The 25,006-nt window shown below is 61.8% G+C and carries 13 protein-coding genes; 9 read left to right on the forward strand and 4 right to left on the reverse strand.

The features are described from left to right. The 4 genes from BP846_RS06100 to BP846_RS06115 form a co-directional block, all read right to left on the reverse strand. Nucleotides 1-2,025 (reverse strand): carbohydrate-binding protein (locus BP846_RS06100; RefSeq protein ID WP_292393454.1); only part of this gene is annotated, 2,025 nt, incomplete at its 3' end. Between the two features lie 617 nt (nucleotides 2,026-2,642). Next, nucleotides 2,643-4,190, reverse strand: coding sequence for a beta-ribofuranosylaminobenzene 5'-phosphate synthase (locus BP846_RS06105; RefSeq protein ID WP_292393456.1), 1,548 nt, complete (start codon nucleotides 4,188-4,190; stop codon nucleotides 2,643-2,645). Between the two features lie 63 nt (nucleotides 4,191-4,253). Continuing rightward, the gene (locus BP846_RS06110) at nucleotides 4,254-5,408 is read right to left on the reverse strand and encodes a cofactor-independent phosphoglycerate mutase (RefSeq protein WP_292393458.1); all 1,155 of its coding nucleotides are present in this window, start codon (nucleotides 5,406-5,408) and stop codon (nucleotides 4,254-4,256) included. 170 nt (nucleotides 5,409-5,578) lie between these two features. After that, nucleotides 5,579-6,508, reverse strand: a complete 930-nt coding sequence (locus BP846_RS06115; RefSeq protein ID WP_292393460.1) for an NAD-dependent epimerase/dehydratase family protein — start codon at nucleotides 6,506-6,508, stop codon at nucleotides 5,579-5,581. Between the two features lie 498 nt (nucleotides 6,509-7,006). Between BP846_RS06115 and BP846_RS06120 the strand changes: the two genes are divergently transcribed. The 9 genes from BP846_RS06120 to BP846_RS06160 all read left to right on the forward strand — a co-directional run bounded on the left by BP846_RS06120 (nucleotide 7,007) and on the right by BP846_RS06160 (nucleotide 24,996). Continuing rightward, a complete protein-coding gene (locus BP846_RS06120; protein WP_292393462.1) occupies nucleotides 7,007-7,879 on the forward strand; it encodes a DUF368 domain-containing protein in 873 nt (290 codons plus the stop codon). A gap of 67 nt (nucleotides 7,880-7,946) precedes the next feature. Next, complete coding sequence (locus tag BP846_RS06125; protein WP_292393464.1) at nucleotides 7,947-8,819, forward strand: methanogenesis marker 12 protein; 873 nt, start codon at nucleotides 7,947-7,949, stop codon at nucleotides 8,817-8,819. Between the two features lie 108 nt (nucleotides 8,820-8,927). Further along, nucleotides 8,928-9,545: a 6-phospho-3-hexuloisomerase gene (hxlB, locus tag BP846_RS06130; RefSeq protein WP_292393466.1), complete on the forward strand. Its 618-nt coding sequence runs from the start codon at nucleotides 8,928-8,930 to the stop codon at nucleotides 9,543-9,545. Nucleotides 9,546-9,983: 438 nt separating this feature from the next. Beyond that, nucleotides 9,984-12,053, forward strand: coding sequence for a PKD domain-containing protein (locus BP846_RS06135; protein ID WP_292393468.1), 2,070 nt, complete (start codon nucleotides 9,984-9,986; stop codon nucleotides 12,051-12,053). Between the two features lie 453 nt (nucleotides 12,054-12,506). Next, nucleotides 12,507-13,742 (forward strand): hypothetical protein, encoded by a 1,236-nt coding sequence (locus BP846_RS06140; protein WP_292393470.1) that lies wholly within the window; start codon nucleotides 12,507-12,509, stop codon nucleotides 13,740-13,742. A 319-nt stretch (nucleotides 13,743-14,061) separates the two neighbouring features. Then, nucleotides 14,062-17,112, forward strand: coding sequence for a PKD domain-containing protein (locus BP846_RS06145; protein ID WP_394339962.1), 3,051 nt, complete (start codon nucleotides 14,062-14,064; stop codon nucleotides 17,110-17,112). A gap of 727 nt (nucleotides 17,113-17,839) precedes the next feature. Further along, entirely contained in the window at nucleotides 17,840-20,233 is a 2,394-nt protein-coding gene (locus BP846_RS06150) for a PKD domain-containing protein (RefSeq protein WP_292393616.1), read from the forward strand. 10 nt (nucleotides 20,234-20,243) lie between these two features. Then, nucleotides 20,244-21,320, forward strand: a complete 1,077-nt coding sequence (locus BP846_RS06155; protein WP_292393472.1) for a hypothetical protein — start codon at nucleotides 20,244-20,246, stop codon at nucleotides 21,318-21,320. A 139-nt stretch (nucleotides 21,321-21,459) separates the two neighbouring features. Then, on the forward strand, nucleotides 21,460-24,996 hold the full coding sequence (locus BP846_RS06160) for a PKD domain-containing protein (RefSeq protein WP_292393474.1): 3,537 nt from the start codon (nucleotides 21,460-21,462) through the stop codon (nucleotides 24,994-24,996). The last annotated feature ends 10 nt before the right edge of the window (nucleotides 24,997-25,006 follow it).

A 25,006-nucleotide genomic window follows, 5' to 3' on the forward strand; every position in this document is an offset into this window, starting at 1 on the left:
AGTGCTCACGCCGTGCATGTCTACGACATGAGCAGTGTTGCTCATGGGGAAGTTCGGGCCAAAGATGTTATAGCACACCTCATACCCATTGTTGACGTCTCCGGTTCCAGCGATTGCATGTCTGCAATAATCAAACTTGTTCGCCTCGATCAGGCCCACACCACCCTGCCCGACCTCGACGCCGTAGCCAAGACCTCTCCACTGGCAGTGGTGGATATAGTTGTGGTGGATGTACCCGCCGATTTTCATGTCTGAAACTCCTCCAGTCCTGAAGAGAGCAACCCCTGCATAGCCCCAGCCAAAGATCTCACAATTGTCCACCTCCAGATTACGAGCAGTGGAGAAGATTGCAAATCTCTGTGGGCTTGATGTGCTGTTGTCAGGCCCCTGAAGTCGTAAGCCGGTGATCCTCACGTTCTGTCCGGTGACCTTGAACATAGTAGTGTACCAGTCAGTGTCAGGCCCGCTGCCCGTTGTGCTACTCTGGTAGATCCGCCCACCCGGGGAACCGTTTTCGCCCCGGTTACTCGCGATCGTGACTCCGTCTGGCACCAGGACGCTGAAGTGGCCATTCATGTCAATGTTTGCGTTTCCTTCGACGTAGATGACGTCTCCAGACCGTGCGTTCTGCAGGGCTGAGAGGAGTTCACTCTGTGTGTCGACGATGTACTTTACGCGGGGGTCGTCCCGGCTAATGGTATTGCTATACCCGTTCCCTCCCCCGATAGGGTTTCCGGTCGGGTTAGCATCGGCTCCATACACTTCATCGCTGGGAGTTGGTGCCGGGGTTGTCGTTGGGGTAGGCGTCGGCGTCGGTGCTACCGGAGCAAACTCGACATACGCCAAATCTACCGACCCGGTATCCATGTTGATCTGCACAGTGTGCTCACCTGCAGTGAGCGGTATCTGCACAGTGGCCGGGGCGAACGTAAACCAACTTCCAGTATTTGGAGCATTGACGGTCGCGACCTTCTGTCCGTCTACCAGCACCGAGAAGGACTTACCGTTCTCTGTAGTGCTGACATAGAACGTAGCATCATAGGTTCCTGCTGTGCTTACCTGCACCTGGGAGTACTGAAGCCACTCCCCGGCGTAAGTGTAGGCGATGACAGGCACATCTACGGAATCTCGCAAGCCGGTATCCACGTCGGCGTCGTCGGTGCGGTAAGCATAGCCACCCTGGTTGCCAGCCACGGTATCATGGTAGGCGACGCCTTCGCCTCCAAAGTCGAAGTCAACGAAGTTGATCCGACCGGGCACTGAGTGTGCCTTGTAGGGCTTCTGCACATCGGAAGGCTCTTCCGTGGGTGTTGGTTTCGGGGTTACGGTGGGCGTCGGAGTCGGCGTGACCTTCTTGACCTTGATTTGCTCGGTGCGGACGTTGTTGGTCTCGTCGCTCTCGGCGATCCGGTTGACGTCGTCCACATCGGCCTTCACGATGTGGGTGCCCTCAATTGCCTTCCAGGTTGCACCGGTCGAGCCGCCGTTCGCGGTCAGCGTAACCCATGCACCCGGAGCAATCGAACTGGTGTGGGTGTCGGACCAGACACCGGGACCGGCGGCGCCGTCATCGAACGTGAAGAGGACGCCGTGCTCCACGCCGGCAGGCGTGGGAGCGGTCCCCTGGTTCTTGACCGTGGCCCGGAGCGTCACTGCACTGCCCGGGGCCGGGGTTGCCGGGTCCCAGGAGATGTCGGTCACCACAAGGTCCGATTTCCCGGAGGGAATCGGTGTAGGAGTCGGGGTTGGAGTTGGATTGGATACCCTGACTTCGATGGAACTGCTCAGATCATAGACTCCAGCCTGAAGGACTACAGTTCCGTTACCGGCGGCCTTCACCGCGGCCTGGATGACCTTGCTGTCATCTGTTCCAGCTGTTCCGCTGATGATCGCCTGACCATTGCTGTTCTCTGCAATGATCTTCGTACCGTCGGTGTACACGACGATATCGTAGGTACCCGGTGATACTGCTTGACTTTGCGCGGCCTGTGCCGGTGCAGCCATTGCAGCTGTTGCAAATACCATGCACAGTGCCAGTGCAAGAAATAGGGGTTTTTTCATGTCTATTCTCCTAGATACGCTCAGAGAGGACCCCTTTTGGCCTCCCGGCGAGCAGGTGAGGGTGAATTCCCTCAGGATTAATTTATCATTGTAATATATAAATTGGTGTGTTTTGATATCTGGTTAGAATCTGCACAAAATGACTATTATTGTTTAAATGTTCGATTATTTGTATAATATCTTATTTCTAAAGTTTCCAATCGTTGGGTATATATTTATACTCGATACTTATTTGATTGCCGGGGCGATTCTATCCCACATTCTCGCAAAACAGCAGTTGCCAGGGGATCTCCATGCGGGCAGTCCGGGGGTCTTCTCGCTTGCCGGGACGCCGCAGACCTTTCCCGGGGATCATCGATGCAGTAATCTGCCTCTTTTGAGGCGGACAGGGGCTGGGTGGGAGTAACCTGCCGGGCACCGGTGTTGCTCAAGAAGGTTTGAGGGCCGATCAGCAAAGTTTGAGGAATTGTCTATGAAAACAGGGTGACTGAAGATCGTTTCGCTGAAATCTCCGCCCTCCCTAACAACGTCAAAGAAAGTGAATCCCGTGAAGGATGATGCGTGGGAAGGCCCCCTTCCCTTCACCCCGCCCGCATGCTCGCCCCGCAGTTCCTCGCCCGTGTCAGGGTTACCGAACCCCCGCGGTCGCCGAGCACCTCCTTCGCCGCCCGGGTCACGTCCGCCATACCCGTATCCCCGACGGCGTAGACCGTCGGCCCGAAGGAACTCAGGCCCGCGCAGGCAGCGCCGGCCTGCACCATTGCTTCGAGGAGCGAGGGAACAACCGGATGCTGCAGGGCCACTTCCACCTTCTTGAACCCGAGGCACTGGGTCCGGTTAATCGCCGAGCCGAAGAGGTCGAGGTCGTGCTCGACCAGACCCGGGATCATCCGCATCAGCACCTCGTGGCAGACTTCCCGCACCTCATCGAGCGGCACCGGGCAGTGCGCACGGAATATATCGACCTCCCTTCCCCCGTGCGCCCCCGCACCGGTGTCGGGGGTAACGAGCAGGATGCGCCAGTCCTCCGGGAACCGGTGCCGGGCGAGGACCGGCGGCGGCGCGATGCCCCTTGATGCCGCCGAGGGGCGGAAGTCCTGCTTATCTCCCGGAGAGCCGAACCGGTGCCCGCCGTCCAGGATGAACCCGCCCTGCTCGAACGCCGCCGTGCCGATGCCGGACGTCCCGCCGCGGCCGACGATCCGCGCGAGTTCGGGCACCGGGACATCCCGGTCGTAGAGCCGGCAGAGGGCGGCGGCCGTGGCGAGCGCAATCTGTGTCCCGCTCCCGAGCCCGGCATGCTGCCGGGCCACGCCATGCACCGTGATCTCCGTGCCGCCGGGGAGCCCGAGCCCCTCCGTCACCGCACGCGCTGCCTCGATGACCCGGCGGCGGGCAGCCTCGTCGCCGCCGTGCACGTCGATGCCCGGCCCTTTGCGTGCATCGATGACACATCCGGGTTCGTCGAGGGCGACCCCAACCCCGCCATCTACCCTGCCCGAGGCGCCGTTCATATCGAGCAGCGTGATGTGAATCCGGGACGGAGCGTCGACCAGCACCCTGATATCGTCCGCAAACGCCGTGCAGGGGAAGATCTCCTCGATCGCGATCAACGGCTCGTCGCGGTGGATGATCCGGTACTCCCGGGAGAGCATCGATTCGCACCGGTGGACGTTGAACGTCCGGGCGAGGTCCGTCCCGGCCTGGATGACGCGCGCGTCGGTGATCTCTCGGCGTGACTCTATCCGGTGGCGGCAGAGGATCCTCCCTATGGGGATATCCGCCCTCATGAGATCCTGCCTGAACTCCGGAGCAAGCCGGCGCAACGGTGTGCGGGAGACCGCGTAGATGAGGACTTCACCCGTAACACTGTCTTTTAATTCCACGATACGGTGGTTGACCTCGTCGTCTGGCTCGATATCAAGTGCGGCCGCGGCCTCCGGGTCGGCGGCGACAATGTCCTGCACCAGGGTGGTGATGGTGACGGGGTGACCGGTCGCCATCTCAAGGAGGTTGGTCACCGATCCGTCGGTCCCAATAAGGACCTTCTGCATCGGGGAGAGCCGTCCGACACGTTGCTCGATCTCCCGGAGTTTCTCGCTTATCCCGTCCGCTGTCAGAGGATCCATACCTGAATAAGTGTGGTGTGTACAGAGACTACAAAAAGATGGTGCCGGGGACTCCCGGCCGGTTCACCTTGAGAAGAGCAGGGAGAGGAACTCCGGCGCCTGCACGAGCCCGAACGACCCCTTTGCCGCCTCACGTTCGGAGAACGCCTGCACGTCGTCCCTCCCCTTCCCGAGTATCGCAAACGGCACCGGCTCCCGGGTGTGGGTCTTATACCGTATCGGCGTCGGGTGGTCGGGGAGGACTGCGACGGTCGTCTCCGGCCGATCCAGGACGATCCCAATCGCCTCGTCGAGTCGCTCGATCGCCCGCACCTTCTCCTCCACGCTTCCCATGTGCCCGGCCTCGTCGGGGGCCTCGACGTGCATGTAGACGAAGTCGAGGCGGTCGAGGGCATCGACTGCGTAACGGGCCTTCGCCTCGTAATCGGTGTCCAGGAACCCGGTGGCGCCCGGGACACGGATCACCTCCATCTCGGCAAGGCGGGCGATGCCGCTCAAGAGGTCAACCGCGGAGATAACCCCGCCGTGAAGACCGTATTTCTCGTGGAAGGGTGCAAGCGACGGCTTCCTCCCGCCGCTCCACGGCCAGACAACGGTAGCCGGAGTCTTTCCCTCCTTCAGCCTGCGCTGGTTGACCGGGTGGTCGGCAAAGACCTCCCGGGACCGTTCCATGCAGTCAAGGAGGATACCGGCATCCTCCCCGCGCGGGAGGAACTCCGCGACCGGCTGCCCAACGATGTCATGGGGTGCGGTGGTGACGGCGCCGCGTGCCCGGGAAACGACCATCAGGTTCCGGTAGCCAACCCCGGGGTAGACCCGGACATCCCCGAGCGCGGCGTCCAGGTCGCGGAGGAGGCCGGCACCCTCGGCATTGGAGATGTGCCCGGCGTTGAAGTCCTCCATCACCCCATCCCGGACCGTGACCAGGTTGCACCGGTAGGCCATCTCCCCGTCCTCGAGGGTGATACCCATGCTGGCGGCTTCGAGCGGACCCCTGCCGGTATAGGAGGTACGGGGATCATAGCCCAGGATGGAGAGGTTTGCAATGTCGCTCCCCGGCTCAAATTCGTCCGGGACAGTCCGTAGCATCCCGCACCGCCCCTCGCGGGCGATTCTATCCATGTTCGGTATATCTGCGTACTCGAGGGGTGTCCTGCCCCCCAGTTCGGCAAGTGGCTCATCGGCCATGCCGTCCCCGAGGATGATGATGTATTTCATGCGAACCTTTTGTGCAGTTCTGAGAATGCCAGATATTCTGACCTGGTCCCCCGGGGGCCGGCGATGAACGCCCTGCCGCCAGTGTGCCCGGGTGACCCGCTGTACTTCTCTGGAAGTTGTATCGCTTATGACCTTCGGAAGAAGCGCCGGCAGAGGGTCGTGCGGCCCTCCTATCGGAGCATGGCACGGGCCGCCGTGCGCACGCTCTCCTCCGAGGTGGTCCCGCACCGCCAGCCGAGATTCTTGAGTTTACCGACCGAGAGCTGCATCCGGGGCACATCCCCGACCCAGCCGCGCGCGCCGCCGGTGAACCGGTAGCGGACGCCGGAGAGACCCATCTCTGCCGCGACAATATCGGCTATCGTGATGACGTCGATCCAGTCTTCAGAGCCGATATTGAAGGTGTTTACCGGATCGCGCGAGTGGTCGATCCCGAACTGTACGGCACGGACGCACTCTCCAACCTCCAGGTAGGACTTTGTCTGCCTGCCGTCGCCGAGGATCTCGAGTTCCTCCGGGTTCTCGCGGAGTTTCCGGATGAAGTCGGAGATGACGCCGTGACCGCTCCGCTCGCCGATGATGTTTGCGAACCGGTAGACCCACGCCCGCATACCAAACGAGTGGCAGTACGACGATATGAGCGCCTCGCAGGCAAGTTTCGTCGCGCCGTAGACGGATATCGGCTCGAGCGGGGTATAGGTCTCCGGCGTCGGGATGACGGTGGCCTCGCCGTAGACGGTCGACGTCGATGTGAAGACCAGTTCAGGCACGCCGTGCGCCCGCATCGCCTCGAGCACCCGGTGCGTGACGACGATATTATTCCTTATCTGGGAGTCCGGGGTTACGGCGCTCTGCCTGACGTCGGGGTCTGCAGCAATGTGGTAGACCCGGTCTCCCCCCTCCAGGTGCTCCTGCCAGCCGTCGTCGAGCAGGTTCTGCCTGAGGAAGGTGACCTGACCGCTCGCCGTATGCCGCGCGAGGTTCTCTTCGGTGCCCGCGCTCTCGTCGTCGATGACCAGCACGTCATCTCCCGCCGCGACCAGAGCATCGACGACGTGCGAACCGATAAAGCCGGCACCTCCTGTTACGATACAGAACATTATAGAATAATATCCCTCCCATGCTATAGAATTACTGGATGGCGCCGGAGGAGGCCATGGGCCGGCAACCATGGGTTTTTTCATGCGGCACCATACGGGGTGGTGAGGTCTGCCCATGTTCTGGAGAAGAATCAGCAGGATATCGGGATTTCAAAGGAGATCCTTTTCTCTCTATCTCAAAGGAAATCGAGTGTCAGGCAGCACGAGAAAAGTTTATGCCCGCACCAGGCCCAGCTCATGATCTGGCAGTTAATATCCGGGTAAAATATACATAATATCCTCCCGGTTGTGAGAGTCATAAGGAGTTGTCCGATTGAGAGAGTCATGCACCCACAATAGAGACGGCCGATCCCCGGTCACCGCTGCCGAACCGACTGCCGCTAACGCACAGGCGTTCCGACAGTTCAGCGGCGATAGGGATCCCCTGCACACCCGGCCCATGGTCGCCGGCAGAGCCCCGGCGCCCGAGTCTATCGATGATTGCTGCGGGGCCGGACAATGACCCCTCGCCCAGAGATACGGGAACACGCCGGGATTTACCTGCGCGGTCTGATGATGGGGGCCTGCGACATCATCCCAGGTGTCTCGGGGGGGACGATAGCTCTCATCACCGGTATATACGAGCGGCTGGTTGGTGCTATCGGCAGCGTCGACCCTGCCTCGGCAAAACACCTCGTCAAGGGCGACTTCGGGTCTCTCCGGGCAGATCTCGGGAAGATCGATATCCCGTTCCTCGTGGTCCTCCTTGCCGGGATCGGCACCGCCTTTCTTCTGATGTCCGGGGTGATCCTCTCCCTCCTCACCGACCACGCGGTAGCGACTTACTCATTCTTCCTCGGCCTTATCCTCGCCTCTGCGGTCGCTATATTCCTTGAGATCCGCTCCCCGGGCGCGGCTACCCTCGCCTACCTCGTCATCGGCGCCGGCGCCGGTTTCCTCCTTGGAGGGCTCGGGCACCTCGACGTCGGTCACTCTCTGCCGGTCCTCTTCCTCACCGGTATGGTTGCACTCTGCGCCATGATCCTCCCCGGGATCTCTGGAGCCTATATGACCCTCGTCCTCAACCAGTACGAGTTCATGCTTGCGGCGCTCCGGGCCCTCTCCCTTCCCGAGATCTTCGCTTACATCGCCGGCGGCGTCACAGGTCTTCTCCTCTTCACGAGGGCCCTCAAATATCTCCTGAAGACCTACCCGGGAGCGATGCTCGCCTTGCTCACCGGGCTGATGCTCGGCTCGGCGCGGATGCTCTGGGAGAAGGGAGCCGCGGCCGGGGATATGGTGGCCGGCGGCTGGGTCTTCTTCCTTGCCGGTCTCGTCGTCGTCGGCGCGGTAGAGTACCTGAAGAGGCGTTCTCAGGGCAACGGGGCCTGATCCCCGCCCCCTTCCCCGATACGATCTGATAACTTACTTCTGCCAGAGTGCAAAGAGGTACGGTATCATGTTCATCGGCATCGACCACGGCACTACCGCGATGCGTTTCTCCACCGGCATAGAGGAGTTCAAGATCTCCCGCGAAGAGGCCAGACACTTCTCGGCCGGGGACCTCAGCCGTCTCTCTCCTCCCGGCGAGATCGAGGGTATTGCCGTCTGCTACTCTATGGGCGACGGCATATCGGCTATCACCGATATCAGAAAGGTTCAAGGTCGGGGCGTCATATCCCGGGAGGGGGCCGGCAAGCATATTGGCGGCGGCACCCGGGTCTACGACCAGATCAGGGAGAGCGGCCTTCCGGCCTTTGTGATCCCCGGGCTGCACCGCGCATCGCCGACCGATCCGCGGTTCAAGGCCTACTCCCACCAGGCGAGCCCCGAGAAGATCGGGATCCTGTATGAGGTCGCCCACGACCTCGGGGATGATATCGTGGTCTGCGACGCGAGCTCAAACACCGTCACCCTCCTTGTCGCCGGCGGTCGGATCACCGGTGCGTTCGACGCCTGTATCTTCGCGCCCGGCACCCGGCACGGTGCTCTCGACGTGGATGCCATCCGCCGGATCGACCGGGGCGACTCCACGGCGAACGATGCCTTCCTTCACGCGGGCGTGGACCATACGGTGCCTCCTGAACTCAGGGTAGAGACGATGGCTATGTTTGCCGCGATGGAATGCGCCTCCATGCTTCTCATAAACCCCGGCGCAAAGGTCGCCCTCGCCGGTTCCATGGCACCCGCCATCGCGCCGGGGGTGGAGGCGCTCCTCTCCCGGGAGGTCGCGGTCTATGACGAGTGGTGTGCGGCCAGGGGCTTAGCGAGGATCGCCCGCGACGTCTTCTCGGGGGCAACCGGGATCCTCGGGCTCGCGGTGGAGCGGTAGGGTGCCGGTACGGCGGTTCTCCTGCCCCCGGGGGACCGTCTTCCAGTTTCACGCTTCTTTATATGGTGTCGGGTCGTACACTGGACAGGAAAGGGAGGTAATCATAGCGTGCAGCCGGAATGTTCCAGTATCGCCGACCTCATGCTCCAGATGGCGTCAAGCATCGAGGATACGGCACGCGCCATGAACCAGGGAAATGCGGGTCGGTTTCTCAATGAGATTCTCGATGCAAAACGGATCTACCTGGCCGGTGCCGGGCGCTCGGGTCTCGTCGCGAGAGCATTCGCCCAGCGCCTGATGCACCTCGGGTTTGAGAGTTACGTCATCGGCGAGACGATCACGCCCGCGTTCGGGCCGGGGGATGTCCTCGTCGCGTTCTCGGGTTCAGGAGAGACCCGGTCCGTCGTGGACGCGTGCGAGACCGCCCGGGAGATCGGGGGGAAGATCTGTCTCATCACGTCGACTCCGGACTCGCACATCGGGCGCATGGCCGACTGCATCGTCGAGATCGGGAACAACCGGCTCAAGGATACGGATATCCCGAGTGACTTTGAGATTCGCCAGCTCACCGGGCAGTACCGGTCAGTATCCTCGTCCTTCGCCCCTCTCGGGACCCTCTTTGAGACCGCGGCGCTGGTCTTCTCCGATGCTATCATCTCTGCCCTTATGGAAGTGAAACACTGCACCATCGAGGAACTCAAGGGTCGTCTCGCGAACGTCCAGTGAGCGGGGTCCCTCGCTGCAGGGAGCCCGGCATCGGCGGTGCGGGAGGTTTTTGGCGACGATCGCAGGCGTGAGGGTTTTTTTTATCGGGGGTCGCTCTCGGGGGATGCCGTAGTGGACCACTTCATCTAATTTTCCACACCCTCTTCGCGCTTTTCGCGGTTTAGCTGCGGCCGCGTCGTCCTCTGCACATCGTTACCTCACGCGAAGACCGTGTGGTCACCGGCAGCCCGCCCGGGTGCCAAAACCACCAGAATAAGGCGACCCGGCACAGTAGCAGAAGCCGTCGCCCCCGGGTGGGTTTCCGTGAGAACGCTCCGGACGTTTCAGGATCTGTCAAAAGTAAATGAAAAGGTATTTCTTTAGATAAAAGTAAACTGGATTAGTTATACCGGCGGGCGAGCGGCTTTCAGATGCCCGAAACGAACCTGAGATGATTTCATGAAACGACCGGAGATGCTGCTGATCGCCGTCCTGGTGATTGCAGCGATACTGCTGCCTGCAACGGTGACGGCGGCTGCGGGGACCACCGAGATTCGTATCGCGAGGTACGCGAGCGACAACCGGACCGTCCTCGACGAGATGACCGTCGACTATCTCTGGATGAAGGAGAATCTTCCTATCTATGGAGATGGGCGGACTCACTACTATCATCAGGGCCCGGTGCTTGAGGAGCACTGGAACAACGCCCATCCCGACGAGGAATATGACCCCTGGGATCCGGCTGAGGACGTGCTGGGGAGCATCCTCCAGAAAGGTGACCTCGGGGCCGTGATGGGGACCGGGGTTACGGACCTCTGCGACCTTATCGGCGGAGCGAAAACCGGGGATATGATCGCGGTTAAAAGCCGGGACGGATGGAGGAAGACCTACCCCTATGAATATTTCTACCGTCCCGACCCGCGGCAGGGCCCGGCGGTGATCGCCTGGTTCAACGGGGACGAGGCGCCCGGCGACAGGCAGGGGGTCGGGTACCCGGATACCTGCTATACGTCGGGTATGCGCCTGATCTTCTTCGCGGATACTTCCAAGAACCCCTGGGGCTGGCATGTCTTCGGGGTCACCGACATGAAGGAGTGCTGGGCCGAGGAGTACTGGAACTACGGGGCGCAGTACCCGTCGGCTGTCGGGGCTTCGGGGAAGTGGGTCAGCGAGATAGGCATCTACACGAACCAGATGCCCCCGGTGCCTGTTGCAGGCTTTGAGGCGAACGTGACGTCCGATCGGATGCCGCTTGCCGTCAAGTTTAACGATACCTCCACCGCCCACCCGGGCGTCTGGGCATGGGACTTCGGTGACGGGACTTTGTCGGATGAGCAGAACCCGGAGCATGTCTACGCAAAGCCCGGCACTTACACGGTCAGGCTCGCGGTCAAGAACGTTGCCGGGACGGCGAGCGAGACCAGGACCGGTTACATCACCGTCCGGGAGGCGGTGATCCCGGCCGCTGATTTTACCGTAAACGCGACGTCTGGTGAGTCGCCGCTCGCCGTCGGGTTTACTGATACCTCCACGGGAAAGCCGATGGCGTGGGAGTGGGACTTCGGCGACGGGGCGGTCTCGACCGAACCGGACCCGGCCCATGTCTACGAGGTTCCGGGGACCTACACGGTGAAACTCACGGTGGAGAACTCGAAGGGGTCGACGACCGCCGCCCGTGACGTCACCGCGGAGGTGCCGGTGCCTGCGCCGCCGATCGCGTCGTTTGCGGTCGATGCGACGTCCGGGGAGGCGCCGTTTGCGGTTGCGTTCACTGATACCTCGCTGAAGTCGCCGACGGCATGGGCCTGGGATTTTGGGGACGGGAACGCTTCGGACGAGCAGAACCCGACCCACGTCTATGCATCGCCCGGGGTTTACACGGTCGCGCTCACGGCAACGAACGACCTCGGCACCGGCAACGTGACGAAACCCCAGTTCATCGCGGCAACCGAGAACGGGAAGACGATCATCTTCCGCGGGAACGTGCCCCTCGAGAAGGGGACGTTCTCGGTCACGGCGCCGTCGGGGAAGACCTACACCCCGGACAATTGTACCCCGATGGGTGTGCTGGATGTTGCGTCGAAGATGCAGGGGTTCACCTACGTGATCGGGGACAAGAAGTATGCGGAGAGCAAGCTCCTCTTCCTCGACGGGGTGAACGAGTTCCTGATCGAGAAGTCGACCGGGAAGACCTGGCTCTGCTACCATAACGGTGAGTTGCTCGACGATTTCGGCAGGCCCTCAACCGACGCCTTCAACCGGCGGCCGGTCGCGGACGGGGATACGGTGCTCTTCTGCTACGGGGACTTCTTCATCTTCAGCTCGGGGAAGATGGAACCCAAGAAGGGGTTGAGTCCTGACAATGCGTGTGCGATCGTAGAGATGACGATCGGCGCCGCGGGTTCCGCGGCTGCGGCGGCGGCGCCGGCCGGGAACGCAAGCGCGCCGGCCGCGGTGCAGCAGTCGCCCCCGGGGATATGGCTCCCGTTCTTTGCGATCGGGCTCCTGCTGGTGCTGCGAAGGACCTGATTTTCTCTTTTTATCCGGTCTTTGGGGATGCGGCGCATGCCGACCGGATACCGTTCCTTGTTCGCCGGCGGGCGAGACGTCGGCGTTCTCGCGGTAACGCCGCTGCGGAAGGACGTCCCGCGCGCGCCGGGTGTCCCGGCGTCCGGTTTTGCCGTGGGTTCAACCGCCCGGCGTTCTCCGGCGGTGCGGGGCCGCATATGGTCTTGAGCGGATCGCGGGATCGTCGGGGAGTTGCGCAACCACAACGGCGAAAACGGCGATCGGGGAGCATGTGTACCATCCCGGATGTGGCGCCCCGGTTTCTTGTTCCGGGTGCTGTGCAGAACCCTTATTGTATGTCACGTGCCGTAAACGAGAAATATTTAACAAAAGGCTTAAGTTCAGGTAATGTGATTGATCTCTTGTCAAGCCGGCCTGCTGGTATGCTGTATGGATCGGCTTGCGGGAGCAGTCATGAGACGAGATGTATTCCCAAAAGTGAGGGCGATTCCGGCAGCCTGCTGCCTGGTCATCGCCCTGATGCTCCTCGCGGCGCCGGCAATGGCGGCGACGACGCAGGTGAACGTAACGAAGTACTGTGACAACAACTACTCGACTGCCGTGAAGACGGCGAACTTGACCGTTGCCAACCTCATGGCCAATTACACACAGGTCTACAGCAACGGCCCACTGTATATGCAAAAAGGCACCTTCGACCTGAATGATACCTGGGGCGATGCCAACCAGGGTATGGTCTACTATGGTGAGCACAACGGCACCTACGTCAGCAACATCACCGGCGAGGTCGGTGGGATGAGCGACGGCGACGAGCTCTGGGTTCTCGGGATCGATAAGCCGATCACCCGGTACTTCGGGTACGACAACGTCTACACGCCGAACAGCAGGCAGGGCGATATGATTCTTGCCTGGTGGGACAACGAGACCGGCCTTGCGGGCAACACCTGGAACAGTGGCCTCTGTCTCTTCTTCTACACGCCGCCCTCGGTCTACGGCTTTGCAGACTCCCTGAACCTGACCAACCGTGACATGGAGGCCTCGTTCGATTCCTGGTACCAGCGGTTTGTTCCTGATAAATACAACGTCAGCGCTCTCTACCCTGCGGCAAATGGACTCTCGGTGAAGAACGTTACCGACCTGCTGATCTACCCGCCGCACCGATATGACTTCAACACCACTGGTGACACAGACGAGTGGGCGTATGAGGGAGGCGTGAGCGGTGTGCCGACCAGCGCAACCGTGCCGAGCACAGCGTTCAGCAGCACGTCAGAGATTGCTGATAATGACAGCAGTGTTTACTGGACGAACACCACAGATGACGGCAAGTATGCCGCCCAGCGCTTTGTCTTCACATTGAAAGAGAGCGCTGCGAACGTCGAGAGACTCAACGTTACCTGGAAGGGGAGTGGCACTCACGACAACGTATCTGCGACGCAGGGTGCCGACCTCTACATCTGGAACGGCGGCAGCAGCAGCTACGAGAAGCTCGCTGATACGAGCAGCAACAGCACAACGACGCTCACCGGCGGCAACGCCTCGGTAGCCACGAACTATGTTGTCGACGGCAATGTGACGGTGCTTGTGATGCAGAAGAGTGCGCAACAGCCTGTTGGTGAGGATGGAAAGTATTATTCGCATCTTGCAACCGATCACGTGAAACTCGTGGTGACCCATCACCACTCTAACTCTTAACCCTTTTTTCCCTATTTCTGGTGATATGATGAAAACATACCTACCTCTTGCCGTTGTACTTGGCTTGTTCTGTATTATGGTCCCCGTATCGGCGGAGCCAACGATATGGCACGTCGCCGCCGAGGAGGCGGATTTCACTACTATCCAGGCGGCGGTTGATGCCGCTTCGCCGGGCGATACGATCTATGTCCTGCCCGGGACGTATTCGCGGTTCAGTGTGGGAAAACCGCACCTGACCATTCAGGCCCTTACAGGTGATGGACCTGTCATCGTGGATGGTGGAGGCGGCTGTCTCAGAGTATCGTCTGATGCAACGGGAATGATCCTTGACGGATTTACACTCGTCAACACAGAAATTGGTATTGAACTTGGTCCTGCACCGGATTCCATTATCCGGAACTGTAATTTCCTTGGATTAATCTGTGAGGGATTGATTCTCACTCACTCGAACGTCACTATTATTGATAATACTATCACAAATGCAGTAGGAGGGGCGGCATTAACTGTACGGGGTCCATCGTGCAGAATTATCAACAATACATTTGTTGACAATACGAACGAATGGAGTACAGTGTATATCCGGGCTGGAAGCCAGAATGCAACAGTTACAGGTAATCTCTTCGAAAACTGCACCGGAATACGCGTCCTCACTCTTAGTGAAGTAAGCGGATGCACCGTTGCAAATAATACCTTCAAGAATGACATCGATCCCATCAGAATCCGGAAAACAACGGCAACCGACAACACCATCGTCGGGAACCTGTTCAATGGAAAGGGGATTCAATTTGAGAGCGCCGGCGAGAACAACCGGATCTACCAGAACAACAACGTCTCCGGCGTCACTCTGGTATCCGGCACCGCCCCGGCCACCACTCACTGGAACTCCACCGCCCCCGTCACCTACACCTACGACGGCGTTGAGCACACCGGCTTCGTCGGCAACTTCTGGTCGAGCTACGCCGCATCCGACGCGGACGGCGACGGCATCCTCGACACACCCCACGTCCTCCCGGACGGCCTCGGCACCGACCACGCACCCCTGGCGGGAGCGTGGGAGAACGGCGTCATCGCCAGCCCGGCTCCCGAACCGAAGACCTGGTACGTCGGTGAGGGCGGGGACTACGCCGCCATCCAGGCGGCGGTCGACGCCGCCGCTGCGGGCGACACCATCGTCGTGAAGGACGGCGCCTACACCGAGAACGTGCTCGTCGACAGGGCTCTGACCCTCATGACCGAGAACGGCCCGGCGAACGTCACCGTCACCGCCGCCGTGCCCACGAAGCCGGTCTTCGACCTCAGGGCAGACGGCATCACCATCAGGGGCTTTACGACCCGCGGCCCGACCAATGAACACGTCGCCTCGATCGAGAGCGTCGGCTACGACGACTGCCTGATCATCGGCAACGACTGCGGCGGCGAGTGCTACAACGGCATCCACCTCGGCGGCAACGCCACTAACTGCACGATCACCGAGAACTCCTGCCACGGCAACACCAAGCGCGGCATCAGCCTCAGGGACGACGCCTGCGGCAACTTTGTCTACAACAACACCTGCACCGGCAACGCCGACCAGATCTGCGCGAAAGACAACTCCCACGACAACTACATCTGGGCCAACACCTTCGCCGGCAGCGTCCAGTGCCTCGGCGAAGACACCTGTCACTCGCCCGAAGAGGTCGCCTACACCTACAACGGTGTCGGGTACACCGGCTACGTCGGCAACTACTACAGCGGCTACACCGGCATCGACGCCGACGGCAACGGCATCGGCGACACCCCCGTGTTCATAGGCCACGACAAGTACACGAACACCGACCGCTACGACAACTACCCCATGATGGGTCCGTGGACGGGCCCGTGGCGGAACGGAACCATCGTCTTCGTTGAGCCCGCTCCGGCGACTCCGTCCGATGTGACGATCACCTCCCCGGCCCCGGGCAGCACCTACGCGACCGGCGTTCAGGTGCACCTTGCGGCAACCGCAACCGGCACCGGCCTCACCTACACCTGGGACCTCGGCAACGGCGACAACGTCACCGGGCAGACTGCCGACTACACCTACGCGACCGTTGGCAACTACACCATCACCCTGACCGTGGCAAACAGTGCAGGCTCGGCGAGCGCATCGACCAGCATCGTCATCCAGGATTCGGCACCCTCGTACACCATCCTGTACCAGGATACGGTCACCATCACGAACGGCAGCACGATCCGGGCCGCCATCTCCTCGCGCTCCGGGGGCTACAAGCCCGGTGAGGACTCCATCGAGATCCCGGCAAACAGCGTCGGCGGCATGCTGAACGCCGGCGGCTTTGTCTTCGACATGTGGAAGAGCAAAAAGCCGGTCCCGACCTACTCGCTGATGGACATCACCACCCCCGAGGGGGTCTGCTACCCGAACGTCCAGAACGCGACGGCGGATCTCGCCTGGCGGTCCTTCGACGGCATGACCTCTGCCGCAACGAGGTACGACCCGGACGTCGCCCTCGCCAACGGCACCACCATCTACACGGTCTACGGCGACTACAATGTCGTAAAGTCCGACCCGAGCGGCGCCCGGTACGTGATCGTCACCACGCTCAACATCGTTGAGCCCGGCCCGGCGATTACACCGGTCGCCGGCTTCGCCGCGAGCACCACGTCCGGCGACGCCCCGCTCGCGGTCGCGTTCACCGATCGGTCGACCAACACCCCGACCTCCTGGTCCTGGGCCTTCGGCGACGGGGCGACCTCCGCCGAACAGAACCCGGTCCACACCTACACGACCGCGGGCACCTACACCGTGACCCTCACGGTCGCGAACACGGCCGGGAGCGACAGCGCGACGAAGACCATCACCGTGACCGAATCCAGCGGCGAGGAGGCGAGCGTCCTCACCCTTCATTCGGGCTGGAACTTCGTCTCGACCCCGAAACGCCTCGCTGACGGTGCGAACACCTTCGCCATCTTCAACGGCGTCGATACCGCCGGCCACACGATCCTGCTCTACGACGGGCTGGACTACGACTGGAAGATGATGAGCCCGACGGACACCTTCCGGCCGCTTGACGCGGTCTGGATCTACGCGAACACATCGTACACGATCCCGCTCACCTTCGCCGCTGGCGCACCTGAGCTCCCGCCCGCAAAGGACCTCGGCAAAGGCTGGAACGCGATCGGCTTCACCGGCACCGCCCCCCAGTCCGCGGCACCCACCCTGCTGTCGCTCGGCGACCGGTGGGCCACCCTGATCGGCTACGATGCAAAAGAGCAGAAGTATGAGAACGCGATCATCCGCAGCCCGGAGAGCGCAACGCAGAAGATGCAGCCCATGCAGGGCTACTGGATCTACATGACCCAGGCGGAGACGCTTGCCGCCATCAGCGGCTAGAGCGTGAAGTGCGACAGGGTACATGCACGGTCCTCCTCTCCGGCCTCGCCGCCGGTGCGGCGGCGGCCGGGGGAGGCCCCCCCTCCCCCGGCGTTCTATGGGGGCGCAGCCGTGCACGTTTACCCCGGAAAGGAAAAATCAGGTTTTTACATTTTTCGTCGATCCGCTTCGTGATCGGCAGCGCCCGCAGCGGCTTTTGTTGAGCGAAACGTCGATCGTGGACGAGTGACGCCTGTCGTCGCCGTCCAGGGGTCCGCGCGTACCGGGAGCCCCGGCGTCCGGCGTTCTCCGGCGGTGCGGAACTGTTTCCGGTCCCCGTACGGATCCGGGATCGCAGGGGAGTTGCGCAACCACGAAGGCGAATGCGGCGATCGGGGAGCATGTGTACCATCCCGAATATGGCGCCCCGGTTTCTTGTTCCGGGTGCTGTGCAGAACCCTTATCGTATATGACGTTCCGTAAACTAAAAATATTTAACAAAAGGCTTAAGTTTAGCCAATATAATTGATCTTTAACCAGGCCGCCTGCCGTAAGGATCGGCTTCTGGGGGTTATTGCATAAGACGCGACGTATTCCCAAAAGCGAGGGCGATTCCGGCAGCCTGCTGCCCGGCCATCGCCCCGGTGTTCCTTGCGGCGGTGACGGCCGGGGTAACGGCGACGAAGCACGATGACGACGCCGTGGCGATCAGTTACCTCACTGACTCCTGCACATTACAGGTGATATGATGAAAACATACCTACCTCTTGCCATTCTACTTGGTTTACTCTGTATAGCGATCCCCGTATCGGCGGAGCCGACGACATGGTACGTCGACGACGACGGGGAGGCGGACTTTAGCAGCATTCTTGATGCTGTGAACAATGCTTCATCCGGGGATACGATCATAGTCTTGCCGGGGAGTTACTCCTGGTTTAGGGTAACGAAGCCATATCTAACCATTCAGGCTTCTACTGATGACGGATCCGTCATCGTGGATTGCATAAATTCAGGTGGTCTTGAAATACCATCAGGAAGCAATGAAAATGCGACAGGTACGATCCTTGACGGGTTGACGATCGTTAATCCCGGAGCTGGCGTTCGACTTGGAGAATATGGTCCTGCATCGGATTCCGTTATCCGGAACTGTACTTTCCTTGACTTAAGCGCAGGTGAGGGATTGCAGATCAAGGCATCAAATGTCACTTTTGCCGATAACATTATCTCTAATGCGACTTGCCAGTATTCAGCGCTAACTCTGACAGGCAACGACTGTCTGGTTTCGAAAAACATTATAACCAGCAGTGCAGGGGCAGCCATCTCGTGTTCAGGCGCAGGTAGCACGGGTAATCTTATCACGAACAATACGTTAAGCAACAACAGGTATGGGATTGAATTCTACAAGTCCGGCGGGGACAATGCTGTCTACCAGAACAACTTTGTCGGCAGTATCAACGGAGATGTTCTCTATACCAGCCCCATTAACGTCCAGGTCTGGAACACCACCGCCCCCGTCACCTACACCTATAAGGACACCGAGCACACCGGCTTCGTCGGCAACTTCTGGTCGAACTACACCGCATCCGACGTGGACGGCGACGGCATCCTCGACACACCCCACGTCCTCCCGGACGGCCTCGGCACCGACCATGCACCCTTAGCGGGAGCGTGGGAGGACGGGGTCATCGTTGCCGGGCCCGCTCCAGCGACTCCATCCGACGTAACGATCACCTTCCCGGCCCCGGGCAGCACTTATGAGATCGGAATTCCGGTTCGGTTCTCGGCCACCGCCACCGGCGCCGACCTGACCTACACCTGGGAGACCGGCGACGGCGGCAACGCCACCGGCCAGGACGTCAATTACACCTACAGCAAGCCCGGCACCTACACCGTCAACCTGACGGTGAGTAACGAGCACGGGAGCGCCTCGGCAGAGACCGGTATCGTCGTCACGAAACCGGACCCGATCATCTTCAACACCTCCGTCACGGTCTACGCCGATGAGCCGATCGTCGTCGACAACACCACCTACGGCGGCAACACGTTCTTCAACATCCTCGCCGCCGCTGGCTACACCTACACCTACGGCGACAGCGAGTCGGGTTACAGCGACCGAAAACCGCTCCTGACCCTCACCATCGACGACGTCACCTACCCGACCCGGGCCTTCGGTGCGGACTACAAGTGGAAGTTCTACGAGACCATCGGGACTGGTGATGACAAGAAGTTCAAGAAGAGCCTGAACGGCTACATCGACAAATCAGGGATCTACTACATCTGGTACGGCGACATGAGCCAGTTCGGCGACTGGGACCTCCCGTCGGTCAACAACTCGATCTACGTCGTCGAACTGACCGTCGACCTCCAGCCGACCCGGCCCGGGATCCCGGTCGCCGGCTTCACCACGGACGTCACGTCCGGCGACGCGCCGCTCGCGGTCGCGTTCACCGATACATCCACCGGTGCATCCTCCTGGTCCTGGACCTTCGGCGACGGCGCGACCTCCGCTGAGCAGAACCCGGTCCACACCTACACGACCGCGGGCACCTACACCGTGACCCTCACCGTGACGAACACGGCCGGGAGCGCCAGCACGACGCAGACCATCACCGTGACCGGGTCCGGCGGCGAGGAGGCGAGTGTCCTCACCCTCCACCGGGGCTGGAACTTCGTCTCGACCCCGAAACGCCTTGCTGCGGGTGCGAACACCTTTGCGATCTTCAACGGCGTCGATACCGCCGGCCGGACAATCCTGCTCTACGACGGGCTGGACTACGACTGGAAGGCGATGAGCCCGACCGACACCTTCCGGCCGCTTGACGGTGTCTGGATCTACGCAAACACCTCGTATACGATCCCGCTCACCTTCGCGGCCGGCGCACCTGAGCTCCCGCCCTCAAAGGACCTCGGCAAGGGCTGGAACGCGATCGGCTTCACCGGCACCGCCCCTGAAGCCGCGGCACCCACCCTGCTCTCACTCGGGGACCGGTGGGCCACCCTGATCGGCTACGACGCGAAAGAGCAGAAGTACGAGGACGCGATCATCCGCAGCCCGGATAGCACAACGCAGAAGATGCAGCCCATGCAGGGCTACTGGATCTACATGACCCAGGCGGAGACGCTTGCTGCTATCAGCGCCTGAAGGTGAGAGGGTGAAGATGCGACTGGGCATAACACTGATCCTCCTCCTCGGCCTCGTCGCCGGTGCGGCGGCGGCCGGGGGAGGCACCCCCACGTTACCCCATCAGTTCTCCGGCGACATAACGATCGGCGGCTCCCCGGCACCCACCGGGACCGTGATCACGGCAATGATCGGGGGTACGGAGTACGGCTCGATCCGGACGACGGAAGCCGGAAAATATGGCGATCCCGGCCGGTCCGTGGGGGACCGCCTGCTCGTGAAGGCGACCCCTGACCAGACCGGTGAGACGATCACGTTCCTCGTCGACGGAGTCCCCGCAAAAGAGACAGCGGTCTTTGAGGTCGGCGGAGGAACGGTCCTCGACCTGAGCGTCCCCGGGAGCGGGGGCACCGGTAACACCGGAGATCCCGGTAATACCGGTGGTTCCGGCACTACCGCGGATCCGGGCGCCACCGTGAACCCCCGCGAATCGGCCGCCCCCACCGCCGCCCCTGAGGTGCAGACCGGGCACGCCTCCCTTGCCACGTCTGCGGCCGGAGTGGTCCAGAAGACCGTGACGGTCAGGACCGCCGACGAAACCTGCGCCGTGGCGATACGGGAGGGCACCACCGCCCGCGACGCCGGCGGCAGCCCGCTCGGCGAGGTGACCGTGGCCAGGGCCGACCCTGCCGCGGTCCCGGCGGCCCCGCCGGGAACGGGGGTTGCGATCGTCCTCAACTGCGGCCCTGCGGGCGCCACCTTCGACCCGCCGGTCACCCTCACCTACACCCTCTCCGGGGAAGAGTGGGCGAAGATCGGCAGTGCCACACCGAAGGTGATCTGGTACAACCCCGCATCGAAGGCGTGGCAGGATGTGCCCGCAACCGTGGACCCCGCCACGCGGACGGTCACCGCCAGGGTCTCGCATTTCAGCATCTATGCCCTGGCGTGGACCGTCCCCGGGACGGCGGAAGCACAGCAGACCATCTCCCCCGGCGGGACGCCGCCGGCCGATGATGAGCCACCCTGGCCGTTCATCGGTATCGGGGCGGTACTCCTGGCCGGCGCCATGATCGGAGGCCTTGTGTATCTTGGGAAGAAGAACTGACGCCCCTCTTTTCCCGGTCGTGCGGTCCCGGTCGCTCCGGGACGCCGCGACCGGACGGATCCCCCCGGGGCAGGGATCCCCGCAAAGATCGTAGGGCCATCGAAAACCCAGAGATGATTTAAGAAACGAGTTGAATCGCATGAAACAATCAAGACTGGTAATTATCACTCTCGTGGTGCTGCTACTGGCAGCCGCCGTGCTTTCGGCGCCGGTAATGGCTGCAGAGGCCGGGACCACCGAGGTACGTATCGCAAAGTATGCAAACGACCGATGGACCGTCCTGAACGAGACGACCGTCGACTACCGCTGGCTGGAGGCAAACCTCCCGGTCCAGGGCGACGGCGTCACCCGCTACTATCACCAGGGTCCTGTCTTCGAAGGGGATTGGGAGAAGGCCCACCCCGGTGAGACCTACGACGGCTGGAACCCGGGCGAGGACGTCTTAAAGAGCATGTTGGTCAAGGCTGACCTGGGAGCGGTGATGGGGACCGACATCAAAGACATCTGCAACCACATCGGCGGCGCCGAAGAGGGCGACGATATCGCCATCTGCAGCAGCGACGGGTGGCGGAAGGCCTTCCCCTACTCGTTCATCTACAAACCCGACCCGCGGCAGGGCCCGGCCGTCCTCTGCTGGTACAGCGGCAACGGCTCCGGCCCCGACGCGCAGGAGGCGCAGGGCCAGGGCTACCCGGACACCGGGTATGTCATCGGGATGCGCATGATCTTCTTCGCCGACAACACCACGAACCCCTGGGGCTGGCACATCTTCGGGAACAACGACATGAAGGAGTGCTGGGACGAGAAGTACTGGTGCAAAGGCGGGGACTACTGGTCCGCCGCCGGCACCTCAGGCAAGTGGGTCAACGAGATCCGGATCTACAGCCAGGACGACCCCGAACCCCCGATTGCAAACTTCATCGCCAACGTGACGAGCGGTGCGGTGCCGCTCGCCGTCCAGTTCAACGACACCTCCCTCCGGACCCCGACTACGTGGGAATGGGACTTCGGTGACGGCGCGACCTCGACCGAGAAAAACCCGGTCCACACCTACATGACCCCCGGCACCTACACCGTCACCCTCAACGCGACGAACAAGGCCGGGAGCGACATAAAAGAGATGAGCGGTATTGAGGCGGCCGCGTCCGGAGGAGGAGGCGACGACGCCACCGAACTCCGCATCATAAAGTATGCAAACGACGGAATAACCATCCTGAACGAAAAGACGGTCGACCGCAGCTGGCTGGAGGCAAACCTCCCAATCCAGGGCGACGGCGTCACCCGCTACTACCACCAGGGCCCGGTCACCGAGGCAGCCTGGAAGGAGAGGTATCCGTATAAACAGTACAACCCCTGGAACCCCGAAGAGACCGTCAACTTCATCGACATCGGTGCGGTCAGGGGCACCGATCTTGCCGATATCTGTGATTACGTCGGCGGCGCGAGCGCAGGCGACACCATCACCGTCAACACCTCCGGCGGCGCCGCGATCGCCTACCCGTACGCAACGATTTATAACCCCAACCCCCGGCAGGGTCCGGCAGTCCTCCGCTGGTACGACGGTGACGCGGCAGACTATACCTCCAGCCTGCGCCTCGTCTTCTTCGCCGACACCTCCACGAACCCCGACGGCCGGCATGTCTTCGGCAACACCGACATGAAGGTCTGCTGGGGAGAAGCAAACGCCGTCTACAACGGCACCCTCCCTTCGAGCGCCGACGCCGCGCCCGACCGGGTCGTCGAGGTGCGGATCGACGGCAGCGATCCCCCCGCATCCCCGGTCGTATCCTTCAGCGCCAACGTGACCTCGGGCTCACCCCCGCTCACCGTCCAGTTCACCGACACCTCGTCGGGGTCCCCCGACACCTGGGCGTGGGACTTTGGTGACGGCGCGACCTCGACCGAGAAAAACCCGGTCCACACCTACACAGAACCCGAGATCTACCCCGGGAAGTATACCGTCACCCTCACCGCCACGAACACCATCGGCACCAACAGCACGACCGTGGCCGACTGCATCACGCTGAACGCCAAGGTAGCAAGTTTCACTGCAAGCACGACCGGCGGGCTGCCGCCGCTTGCCGTCCGGTTCACCGACACCTCCGGCGGCAACCCGACTGCATGGGCGTGGGACTTCGGCGACGGCAACACCTCGACCGAGCAGAACCCGGTCCACATCTACACCCGCGTCGGCACCTACCCGGTCACCCTCACCGTCACCGGCCCCTTCGGGAGCGACACGGTTGTGAAGACCGAGCCGATCGACCAGATCCGGGTGCTCGAGCCCAGGGATATCGGGACCACCACCCTGCGCGTTGCAAAGGTGGCCAGAAACGGCACCGTCCTGAACAAGACAACCGTCGACTACCACTGGCTTGAGGAGAACCTCCCCGTGCAGGGCGACGGCGTAACGAACTACTACCACCAGTGGTGGATCTTCGATGACACCTACCCGGACCCGGAGGAGAAGCACTGGGGCAGTGTCTTCGACGGCAAAGGAATATTCGGCGCCGTCAAGGGCACCGACGTCAAAGACATCTGCGACCTCGTCGGAGGCGCTTCCGAAAGGGACTATATCCGCCTGGACAGCAGGGACGGCTATAAAACAGGGCTCAGGCAGGAATGGGTCTACAACCCCCACCCGCGCCAGGGGCCGGCTGTCCTCTGCTGGTACAACGCAGGCGGCGGTGACGGCCAGGGCGTCGGCTACACCGATACCGGTTACTTCCCCGCCATGCGCCTGATCTTCTTTGCCGACAACTCCACGAACCCCTGGGGCCTGCATATCTTCGGCACCTACGACGCCTACGTGGCCTGGGGCGTCAAAGTAGACGCTACCACTGGCTGGTCGGCAAAGTGGATCGACGGGGTCGTCATCGAGGTAGACAAGTTCACCCCCGCCCCGGTTGCGGACTTCACCGCGAACACCACGTCCGGCGACGCGCCGCTCACCGTCGCGTTCACCGACAACTCGACCGGTGCTGACTCCTGGTCCTGGGACTTCGGCGACGGCGCAACCTCTGCCGACCGGAACACGACCCACACCTACACGGCCCCCGGCACCTACTCCGTGAACCTCACGGTCACGAACGTCGTCGGGAGCAACAGCGCGACACAGACCATCACCGTGACCGGAACCGGCGATACCGAGCCGGGCGAGACGGGCACCCTCACCCTTCATCCGGGCTGGAACTTCGTCTCGACCCCGAAACGTCTCGCTAGCGGCGCGAACACCTTTGCCGTCTTTGATGCGGTCGATACCGCCGGTCACACGGTCCTGCTCTACGACGGCATAGACGGCTGGAAGACGGCGAACTCGACGGTAGCCTTCCGGCCGCTCGACGGGGTCTGGATCTACGCGAACACCTCGTACACGATCCCGCTCACCTACGCTGCCGACGGACCCAACCTCCCGCCCGAAAAAAGCCTCGTCAAAGGCTGGAACGCCATCGGCTTCACTGCCACCACCTCCAGGTCCGCCGCCGCAACCCTCCGTTCGGTTGAGGACCACTGGACCACGCTCATCGGCTTTGACGCACAGAAACAGGAATACCAGAACTCGATCCTCCACGGCGCCGGCGACGGCCGCCACAGTGAAGAGCGCCCGATGTACCCCATGCAGGGCTACTGGCTCTACATGACCGGCGCGGAGACGCTTGGTGCCATCGGCGCCTGAAGGTGAGACG

The organism is Methanoculleus sp. UBA303 (assembly GCA_002501655.1).
Classification (GTDB): Archaea; Halobacteriota; Methanomicrobia; order Methanomicrobiales; family Methanoculleaceae; genus Methanoculleus.

Bases quoted from the DNA above. Each gene is read 5' to 3' on its own strand.
- BP846_RS06140 (WP_292393470.1), top strand. From the start codon at position 12,507: ATGAGACGAGATGTATTCCCAAAAGTGAGGGCGATTCCGGCAGCCTGC.
- BP846_RS06145 (WP_394339962.1), top strand. From the start codon at position 14,062: ATGATCCTTGACGGATTTACACTCGTCAACACAGAAATTGGTATTGAA.
- BP846_RS06105 (WP_292393456.1), bottom strand. From the start codon at position 4,190: ATGGATCCTCTGACAGCGGACGGGATAAGCGAGAAACTCCGGGAGATC.
- BP846_RS06115 (WP_292393460.1), bottom strand. From the start codon at position 6,508: ATGTTCTGTATCGTAACAGGAGGTGCCGGCTTTATCGGTTCGCACGTC.
- BP846_RS06120 (WP_292393462.1), top strand. From the start codon at position 7,007: ATGACCCCTCGCCCAGAGATACGGGAACACGCCGGGATTTACCTGCGC.
- BP846_RS06150 (WP_292393616.1), top strand. From the start codon at position 17,840: ATGAAAACATACCTACCTCTTGCCATTCTACTTGGTTTACTCTGTATA.
- BP846_RS06110 (WP_292393458.1), bottom strand. From the start codon at position 5,408: ATGAAATACATCATCATCCTCGGGGACGGCATGGCCGATGAGCCACTT.
- BP846_RS06135 (WP_292393468.1), top strand. From the start codon at position 9,984: ATGAAACGACCGGAGATGCTGCTGATCGCCGTCCTGGTGATTGCAGCG.
- BP846_RS06160 (WP_292393474.1), top strand. From the start codon at position 21,460: ATGAAACAATCAAGACTGGTAATTATCACTCTCGTGGTGCTGCTACTG.
- BP846_RS06125 (WP_292393464.1), top strand. From the start codon at position 7,947: ATGTTCATCGGCATCGACCACGGCACTACCGCGATGCGTTTCTCCACC.